Source organism: Klebsiella sp. MS 92-3 (genome assembly GCF_000195655.1).
GTDB lineage: Bacteria > Pseudomonadota > Gammaproteobacteria > Enterobacterales > Enterobacteriaceae > Klebsiella > Klebsiella pneumoniae.
Map to the genome: position 1 here is coordinate 32,139 of NZ_GL882732.1, position 9,737 is coordinate 41,875.

At 57.3% G+C, this 9,737-nt stretch carries 6 protein-coding genes and 1 pseudogene; 5 read left to right on the forward strand and 2 right to left on the reverse strand.

What is annotated here, in order from left to right; genetic code table 11:
* Positions 1-88: 88 nt before the first annotated feature.
* Positions 89-1,597, reverse strand: coding sequence for a glycerol-3-phosphate dehydrogenase (glpD, locus tag HMPREF9538_RS23505; RefSeq protein ID WP_002920554.1), 1,509 nt, complete (start codon positions 1,595-1,597; stop codon positions 89-91).
* A gap of 204 nt (positions 1,598-1,801) precedes the next feature.
* Between glpD and glpE the strand changes: the two genes are divergently transcribed.
* From glpE to HMPREF9538_RS23490, 3 genes are read left to right on the forward strand one after another with little or no spacing between them, the layout of a single operon-like run.
* Positions 1,802-2,131 (forward strand): thiosulfate sulfurtransferase GlpE, encoded by a 330-nt coding sequence (gene glpE / locus HMPREF9538_RS23500; RefSeq protein WP_009484088.1) that lies wholly within the window; start codon positions 1,802-1,804, stop codon positions 2,129-2,131.
* A gap of 50 nt (positions 2,132-2,181) precedes the next feature.
* Positions 2,182-3,012, forward strand: a complete 831-nt coding sequence (glpG, locus tag HMPREF9538_RS23495) for a rhomboid family intramembrane serine protease GlpG (RefSeq protein WP_004151408.1) — start codon at positions 2,182-2,184, stop codon at positions 3,010-3,012.
* Positions 3,013-3,061: 49 nt separating this feature from the next.
* Positions 3,062-3,820: a DeoR/GlpR family transcriptional regulator gene (locus HMPREF9538_RS23490; protein ID WP_002920548.1), complete on the forward strand. Its 759-nt coding sequence runs from the start codon at positions 3,062-3,064 to the stop codon at positions 3,818-3,820.
* A gap of 15 nt (positions 3,821-3,835) precedes the next feature.
* Here the strand turns inward: HMPREF9538_RS23490 and malT are convergent, their stop codons facing one another.
* Positions 3,836-6,541, reverse strand: coding sequence for an HTH-type transcriptional regulator MalT (malT, locus tag HMPREF9538_RS23485; protein WP_002920545.1), 2,706 nt, complete (start codon positions 6,539-6,541; stop codon positions 3,836-3,838).
* Between the two features lie 624 nt (positions 6,542-7,165).
* On the opposite strand from malT, the gene malP reads away from it, so the two are divergent.
* A complete protein-coding gene (gene malP / locus HMPREF9538_RS23480; RefSeq protein ID WP_032456994.1) occupies positions 7,166-9,556 on the forward strand; it encodes a maltodextrin phosphorylase in 2,391 nt (796 codons plus the stop codon).
* 10 nt (positions 9,557-9,566) lie between these two features.
* Positions 9,567-9,737: pseudogene (locus HMPREF9538_RS32555) on the forward strand (hypothetical protein); the annotation flags it as partial.

The window sequence follows — 9,737 nt, forward strand, 5'->3', positions numbered from 1 at the left end:
GCCAGTCAATGCAACACAACGGGGCCATTTGGCCCCGTTGTTTGATTATTGCGGTTGAACCTGGCCTCAGGCGTTTCCGCCGGCAGCGTTACGACGCTAACGACAGTTCAGACTTTCCCGCATGCTGCGCCAGCCATTCGCTGATGCGCGCCTGCTGCTCGGCAGTCAGCCACATACCCTGTTTGGTTCGACGCCAGATGGCGTCATCCAGGCTGCGCACCCACTCGTGCTCCACCAGATATTTCAGCTCGGCTTCATAAAACTCGTGGCCGAAATCTTCCCCGAGATCGCTCAGGGCGCTGGCTTCCTTCAGGATCCACTCGCTGTTGCTCCCGTAGGTGCGGGCATAATGGCGGGCCAGTGATTCACTGATGAACGGGAAGCGACGGCGCAGTTTTGCCGCGTAGTCGTCGCGGTCGCCGCCGATATCGCCGCCGGGGAGCACCGCGGTTTTGGTCCATGCCGGGCCGATCCCTTTGTAATAGGGGGTCAGTTTTTCCAGTGCATGCTCGGCCAGTTTGCGATAGGTGGTCAGCTTGCCGCCGAAGACGGACAGCAGCGGCGCCTGACCGTTCTCATCGTGAATATCCAGGGTATAGTCGCGGGTAATGGCCTGCGGCGAATCCGACTCGTCGTCGCACAGCGGACGGACGCCGGAGTAGGTCCAGACGATATCGTCCCGGCTGAGGGTCTTTTTAAAGTGCGCGTTATAGACGTTCAGCAGATAGTTGATCTCTTTATCATCAATGGCCACCGCTTTCGGATCGCCCTTATACTCGACGTCCGTCGTGCCGATGATAGAGAACTCATCCATCCACGGAATAACAAACACTATGCGTTTATCTTCGTTCTGCAGAATATAAGCCTGTTTCTGGGTATGCACCCGCGGCACCACGATGTGGCTGCCCTTGATCAGACGGATGCCGTAAGGCGAGCGCAGATGCATCCCTTCGTCGAAGAACTGTTTGACCCATGGGCCGGTGGCATTGACCAGGCCGCGCGCCTTCCAGGTAAACTTCTCACCGCTATCAATATCTTCCGCTTCCACCACCCACAGGCCATTCTCACGTTTCGCCGAGATAGCGCGGGTGCGGGTACGCACTTCGCCGCCTTTGCGGACGACCATCTGCGCGTTGGCCAGCACCAGGCGGGCATCGTCGACCCAGCAGTCGGAATATTCGAAACCGCGCACAATTTCCGGTTTAAGTACCGATTCTGCGCCAAAACGCAACCCGGTGGATCCCGGGAGGCTGGTGCGTTTGCCCAGATGATCGTACATAAACAAGCCGATACGGATCATCCATGCCGGGCGCAGATGCGGGCGATGCGGTAGGCGAAAGCGCATCGGGAAGGCGATATGCGGGGCCATTTTTAACAGCACTTCACGCTCGGCCAGCGCTTCGCTGACCAGACGGAACTCATAGTGTTCGAGGTAGCGTAGCCCGCCGTGGATCAGTTTGGAACTGGCGCTGGAGGTGGCGCAGGCGAGATCGCGCGCTTCCAGCATCAGTACGGATAAACCACGCCCGGCGGCATCTGCCGCGATACCGGCACCGTTGATGCCTCCGCCTATCACAATCAGATCTTTGGTTTCCACGTTCTTACCCTCTCACACTTTCGTTTAAGCTCATAAATGCTCGATATCGCTCACTATAGCAAACAAACGCGCTTTTGGTAACATCAAAAAAACATTTTGAAGTGATGGGTGTAACATATTGGCGTTTCTTTACCGCCTGACGGTACACTACAGGGTAAAATTGGGCCGGCCATCGCCCGTCATGACGAGAAAGAGAAGAGAATCATGGAACAGTTTGAATGCATCAATGTTGAAGAAGCGCACCAGAAACTGCATCAGCAGACGGCGGTACTGGTCGATATCCGCGATCCGCAAAGCTATGCGATGGGTCATACGCCGGGCGCGTTTCATCTGACCAACGATACGCTGGGCGCGTTTATGCGTGACAACGACTTTGACACGGCGGTGATGGTGATGTGCTATCACGGCAACAGCAGCAAGGGCGCCGCGCAGTATCTGCTGCAGCAGGGGTTTGATAAGGTCTATAGCGTTGACGGCGGGTTCGACGCCTGGCATCGCCATTTCCCGGCGGAAGTGTCGCGCGGGACGTTTTAACGACTGGCAGGTATACTATCCCCCTTTGTGTGGAATAAGCGATTCGCTGCATGTTAATGATTACCTCTTTTGCCAACCCGCGGGTGGCCCAGGCGTTTGTCGATTATATGGCGACGCAGGGGATTATCCTGACCATCCAGCAGCATACCCAGAGCGACGTCTGGCTGGCTGATGAGAGTCAGGCCGGGCGCGTCAGGGCTGAGCTGGCGCGTTTTCTCGAAAACCCGGCGGACCCGCGCTATCTGGCGGCGAGCTGGCAGTCCGGACAGACCAATAGCGGGTTGCGCTATCAGCGCTTTCCTTTCTTTGCCACGCTGCGGCATAACGCCGGTCCGTTCACCTGGGCGATTCTGCTGATCTGCATCGCGGTGTTCATCCTGCAAAATCTGCTGGGCGATCAGCCGGTGATGATTTGGCTGGCCTGGCCCTACGATCCTTCGCTGCAGTTCGAAGCCTGGCGCTATTTCAGCCATGCTTTCATGCATTTCTCGCTGATGCATATTCTCTTCAACCTGCTATGGTGGTGGTATCTTGGCGGCGCGGTGGAAAAGCGCATCGGCAGCGGCAAGCTGGTGGTGATCACCGTCATCAGCGCTCTGCTGAGCGGCTTCGTGCAGCACCAGTTTAGCGGCCCGTGGTTTGGTGGCTTGTCGGGCGTGGTCTACGCGCTGATGGGCTACGTCTGGCTGCGGGGCGAGCGCGATCCGCAGAGCGGTATTTATCTGCAGCGCGGGTTGATACTCTTCTCTTTAGTATGGTTAATTGCTGGCTGGTTTGATGTTTTCGGCATGGCGATCGCCAACGGCGCGCACGTGGCTGGTCTGGCGACCGGCCTGGCGATGGCGTTTGTTGATACCTTACATGGGCGAAAACGCGCATAAAGACTTACCGACAGGGGTCGGGTAGGCGACATTTTTCCAGGGATATTTCATGAAACAAACACAACGTCATGACGCCATTATCGAGCTGGTAAAAAAACAGGGTTACGTCAGCACGGAAGAGCTGGTTGAGCAGTTCGCGGTAAGCCCGCAGACCATCCGCCGCGACCTGAACGATTTAGCCGAACAGAAAATGATCCTCCGCCATCACGGCGGCGCGGCGCTGCCCTCCAGCTCGGTCAACACCTCCTGGCACGATCGCAAAGCGACCCAGACGGCGGAGAAAGAGCGTATCGCCCGGCGGGTGGCCAGCGAGATCCCGGACGGGGCGACGCTGTTTATTGATATCGGCACCACGCCGGAAGCGGTGGCGCACGCCCTGCTCGATCACAACGATCTGCGGATTGTGACCAATAACCTTAACGTCGCCAACACGCTGATGGTGAAAGAGGACTTCCGCATTATTCTCGCCGGCGGCGAACTGCGTAGCCGGGACGGCGGGATTATTGGGGAAGCGACGCTGGACTTTATCTCGCAGTTCCGCCTCGACTTCGGCATTCTCGGCATCAGCGGCGTAGACAGCGATGGCTCGCTGCTGGAGTTTGATTATCATGAAGTGCGCACCAAGCGGGCGATCATTGAGAATTCACGCCACGTGATGCTGGTGGTGGACCATACCAAGTTTGGCCGCAATGCGATGGTCAACATGGGCAGCATCAGTATGGTCGATGCGGTCTATACCGACGTGCTGCCGCCGGCCGGCGTGCTGAAGGTGATCACTGATAACAACCTTCAGCTGGAGCTGTGCTAAACGGCAACGGCGTCGTCAGACGCCGTATCCCATCATCTTAAGTAACTGCTGGGCATGCTGTACCGCGTCCTGCCGGTGGGCGACGCCCAGTTTCTGATACAGGTTGCGAATGTGGGTCTTGATGGTGGTGGCCGCCACGTCAAGCTCGCCGGCAATCTGCTCGTTGCTGTAACCGGAATAGATTAAGCCAAGCACCTGCCACTCGCGCTGGGTCAGCGGGCTGGTGCGGATAAGCTCCGGCACCTCCGGATGATTCAGCAGTCGCTCGACGAACCCTTCGTCAAAGTGGGCGAATTTGTGGCGATGATGCTGGTTGATGTCGCGCAGAATACGCTGGGCGCGATGCTGCTCCAGCTCCGGCAACGTGTTCAACTGGATCAGCTGGCGCAGCTGCTGGGCCATCGCCTCGCCTTCAATCACAAAGTGGTTGATAAAACCGGTGCGGTTGGCGAGCGTCAGGGCTTCCAGCAGGGCTTTCTGCGCTTCGCTCTTGCGTCCCGACTGCCAGTACAGCTGATTGAGCAGCAGCAGGTTGCGGTTGAGATCGCTCATCAAACGCAGCGAACGCGCATTTTCGTTCAGCTCTTCCAGCACCATTTCCGCCGGTTCGAAATCGCCCAGCAGGATCTGCGCCCGGGCGATGTTGCGCCACTGGCTCTGCAGGAAGTGGTTGTTGGCGAACTCCGGCTTTGGCGTCTGGCGCAGCCAGTTGGCCGCCGCGGTTTTATCACCGGTCATCTGCCAGTAGATCACTCGCACCTTATCGGCGTTGGAGACCCAGTCGCTGTGATAGTGACCGTTACCGAGCAGGTTTTCCAGCCGGTTCAGGTGGCTGCGGGCATTATCCAGATCGCCGCGCGCCAGTGAGCACTGGACCATCAGCGCCAGGCACTGCAGCTGCTGCTGGGGCTGATAGGTGGATAGCACGTCCATCCCCTGGCGGGCGCAAGCTTCAGCCTCGTCGAGGCGCGCCCATGCCCACAGCAGCTGAGAACGGATGCGCAGCAGGAACTCATGCATCGGCAACTGCTCAAGATGCTGTTCGCGTACCAGCTGGAAGGCTTTCTCCTGGCTCTCCCAGGCGGCCTGCAGGAAGCCCTGGGCGAAGAGGATTTCGCTTTGCTGAATGATGCTCCACAGGGCGTAATGCCATACGTCATGACGGCGGGCCATCTGTTCGGTCTGCTGCATCACGGCGAGGGATTTGGTCAGCTTTCCCTTACAATGGAGAACTTCGCCATGCACCGATGTGGCGACGATGCGGCTGTAATAGTTGGCCAGCGGCAGCTCTTCCAGGGCCACCATTGACAGACGTTCCGCCTCGTCCTGGTCGCCATCGTTAATCGCCACCTGCGCGCGCAGCGCGTTGAAGTCGCCATGCATCGCGGTGTCCATTTCCACACTCATCTCCTGCTCGGCGCGCGCCAGCAGGGTATTGACTTCACTGTAGCGATGCTGGCTCTGCATCAGCCAGGCCTGGAGCAGGATCAGGCGCGGATTTTCCAGCAGATTGGACCATGGCAGCGCCGCCAGCGACTGCTCCAGTAGCCCCAGCTCGCTATGGTTAAACATGCCCCAGGCATGATTGAGCAAGATATCGCGCAGCATTTTGGCATCGCCGGCCGCCAGCGCATGGTGGATGGCCTCGCTGGGGAAACCTTGCGCCATCCAGCTTTCCGCGGCGGCGCGGTGGATCTCCGGTAGTTCAACCGCCAGCTCCCACTGACAGCGCTGGCGCAGGAAGCTGCCAAACAGCGGGTGATAGCGGAACCATTCGCCGGAATCATCCATCCGCTGCAGGAACAGCCCCTGGCGTTCGATCTCCTCCAGCTGCATCTGGCCATTCTCTTCGCCGGTGACGCGCACGATTAACGCGTCGTTCATTGAGCGCAGCAGAGAACTCTTCAGCAAAAAGTTGCGCGTGCGGGCGTCAACGTTATCCAGCACTTCATCCACCAGATAATCCGACAGATGGCTGGCGTTAATCCCGGCGAGGCGGCGGGCGGAGTGTTGGGCGGAGGAGTTATTCTGGCGGGCGGAGAGGGCGATGAGTTGTAGCGCGGTGGCCCACCCGGCGACATCGTCGCACAGCCGGCTACTGTCGTCGGCTTCGATAGGCGATGTCAGACGACAGTCGAAAAATTGTTTCGCCTCCTGGTGGGTAAAGGCCAGCTGCTGACTGCCAATCTCCAGAAGCTGATCGCGGACGCGCAGATTGGCAATGCCCAGCTGCGGCAGGTTACGCGACAGGACCACCAGGGTCATATTCTCCGGCTGATGGCGCAGGAAAAAGCGCATCGCGTCATGGATCACCGGATTATTGATCAGATGGTAATCATCAATGACGAGATACAGCGGGCGCTGCCAGTCGGCAAGTTCAATAAACAGCTGCGCAAAAAGAGAGGAGAGACTGGCGTACTGGCGTTTTTGCACCATCGCTTCACTGGCCGCGCAGTGGTTGCCGGTAGCCTGCTGAATCGCCGCGATCAGATAGCTGGCAAAACGCTCCTGCTGGTTGTCGCCTTCGTCCAGCGAAAACCACCCAAGATCGTTTTTACCCGCGGCCCACTGAGAAATGAGCGTTGTCTTACCGTACCCGGCAGGACTGGTGATCAGCACGAGACGATAATTGTTCGCGCCGGAAAGTTTCGCCAGTAAGCGCTCACGAACCACAGTGTGTTCAAGGCGGACCGGACGACTTAATTTGGACGGAATCAACATAGTTCTACATTTCGCTGTGCAAGAGAGAGGTTGCGATTTTTTTTGCGCTTCGTAATTAATATCTAATAAGGTCGGTGATTATGAAATTTATTGCAAGTTATGTCCGAAGTTTATGCTCTTGAATTTGCTCTATGTCACAAATTTTGACATTGGCTGAGAATGGGAAAAAATCGCAGGCAGGACTGGTCGGCCGCGGTTTTCAGGCGGTAGCTGGCGGAGTGTGGGTGGATTTATTTTACGCTAAGAGTAGTTGTTTGTTTTTATTAAATTATTGTCAGCGATTTCTTAGAAGTAATCTTTTTTGCGGGTCAATGCGATGAAAGGTGCTTATTTCTTCAGGGGCCTCTATTTATTTTGTTAATAACGTGGCGAGGAACTGGAAGATTTTTTACGCGTATTGGCCTGTAACAAATTTTTAGCTACCGGAGGTAACCTCTCAATTGTCATATCGCGGTGATTTTTACAGCATATTTTTGCCTTCTCGCCCACACTATAGTGTTCAGGATCACACTTTTCGCTCATCCCCGCCACTCCTCCCTGTCTAATCCCCGTCAGGATGAGGACGATGAATCGGGAGGTCGGCACACTAGCGCCATCGTTTTAGTAAAGGACCCGGATCTCATTATGTCACAGACTACATTTAACAAAGCTCAGTTTCGGGCTGCACTGACGCGTCAGTGGCAGCATTTTGGTTTACAGTCCGCTTCCGAGATGACACAGCGTCAATGGTGGCGCGCAGTCAGCGGAGCGTTGGCGGAACTCCTGGCGGCGCAGCCGGTAGCGAAACCGGCGCAAGGACAGCGTCACGTTAACTACATCTCAATGGAGTTTCTGATTGGTCGTCTGACCGGCAACAACCTGCTCAACCTGGGCTGGTACGAGGGCGTCAGCGACGCGCTGAAAGGCTACGATGTCAACCTCACCGATCTGCTGGAAGAAGAGACTGACCCGGCGCTGGGTAACGGTGGCCTGGGACGTCTGGCAGCCTGCTTCCTCGACTCCATGGCGACGGTGGGGCAGTCGGCGACCGGTTACGGTCTCAACTACCAGTATGGCCTGTTCCGCCAGTCATTTGACGATGGCCAGCAGATGGAAGCCCCTGACGACTGGGGGCGCAGCAGCTACCCGTGGTTCCGTCATAACGAAGCGCTGGATGTCCAGGTAGGTATCGGCGGGAAAGTCAGCAAAAACGGCGAATGGCAGCCGGCGTTCGTCATTACCGGCGAAGCCTGGGACCTGCCGGTGCTTGGCTATCGCAACAACGTCGCCCAGCCGCTGCGTCTGTGGCAGGCCAAACACGCTCATCCGTTCAACCTGACCAAATTCAACGATGGCGATTTCCTGCGCGCCGAGCAGCAGGGCATCGACGCGGAAAAACTGACCAAGGTGCTGTACCCGAACGACAACCATCAGGCCGGTAAAAAACTGCGCCTGATGCAGCAGTACTTCCAGTGCGCCTGCTCAGTGGCCGATATCCTGCGCCGTCATCATCTGGCAGGCCGCAAGCTGGCCGAACTGGCGGATTACGAAGTGATCCAGCTGAACGATACGCACCCGACCATCGCCATCCCGGAGCTGCTGCGCGTGCTGATCGACGAGCACCAGCTGAGCTGGGACGACGCCTGGGCGATCACCAGCAAAACCTTTGCTTACACCAACCACACCCTGATGCCGGAAGCGTTGGAATGCTGGGATGAGAAGCTGGTAAAAGCGCTGCTGCCGCGCCATATGCAGATCATTAAAGAGATCAACGACCGCTTTAAACAGCTGGTGGACAAAACCTGGCCGGGCGATAAGCAGGTCTGGGCGAAGCTGGCGGTGGTGCATGACAAACAGGTTCGGATGGCCAACATGTGCGTGGTGGGCGGCTTTGCTGTCAACGGCGTGGCGGCGCTGCACTCGGATCTGGTGGTAAAAGATCTGTTCCCGGAATATAACCAGCTGTGGCCGAACAAATTCCATAACGTGACCAACGGCATCACGCCGCGCCGCTGGATCAAGCAGTGCAACCCGGCGCTGGCCTCGCTGCTGGATGAGACGCTGAAAAAAGAGTGGGCCAATGACCTCGACCAGCTGATCAACCTGGAAAAATATGCTGACGATGCGGCGTTCCGTCAGACTTATCGCGATATCAAGCAGGCCAACAAAGTTCATCTGGCTGAGTTTGTGAAGCAGCGTACCGGGATTGAGATCAACCCGCAGGCGATCTTCGATATCCAGATCAAACGTCTGCACGAGTATAAGCGTCAGCACCTTAACCTGCTGCATATCCTTGCGCTGTACAAAGAGATCCGCGAAAACCCGCAGTCCGACCGCGTACCGCGCGTCTTCCTGTTCGGCGCGAAAGCGGCGCCGGGCTACTATCTGGCGAAAAACATTATTTTTGCCATCAATAAGGTAGCGGAAGCGATCAACAACGACCCGAAAGTCGGCGATAAGCTGAAGGTGGTCTTCCTGCCGGACTATTGTGTATCGGCAGCAGAAAAACTGATCCCGGCGGCGGATATCTCCGAGCAGATCTCCACCGCGGGTAAAGAAGCCTCTGGCACCGGCAACATGAAGCTGGCGCTGAACGGCGCGCTGACCGTCGGGACGCTGGATGGCGCTAACGTGGAAATCGCTGAGCAGGTGGGCGAGGAGAACATCTTTATCTTCGGCCACACGGTTGAAGAGGTGAAAGCCCTGAAAGCGAAAGGCTACGATCCGCTGAAATGGCGTAAAAAAGACAAGCTGCTCGATGCGGTGCTTAAGGAGCTGGAGAACGGCACCTACAGCAACGGCGACAAGCATGCCTTCGATCAGATGCTGCACAGCCTGCTGCAGGGCGGCGATCCGTACCTGGTGCTGGCCGATTTCGAAGCCTACGTAGCGGCGCAAAAACGGGTAGATGAGCTGTATCGCGACGAGGAGGCCTGGACCCGCGCGGCTATCCTCAACACCGCGCGCTGCGGCATGTTCAGCTCCGACCGCTCGATCCGCGATTATCAGCAACGTATCTGGCAGGCGAAACGCTAAAGGAAGGCCTATGGAGAGTAAACGCCTCGATAATGCCGCGCTGGCGGCGGGCATCAGCCCCAGCTATATCAACGCGCACGGCAAGCCGCAGTCTATCGCGGCTGTCACCAAACAGCGCCTGCTGGATGCGATGCATCGCTCTACCGCCGCCACGAAAGTGGCGGGTTAACCCCCGCCGCAA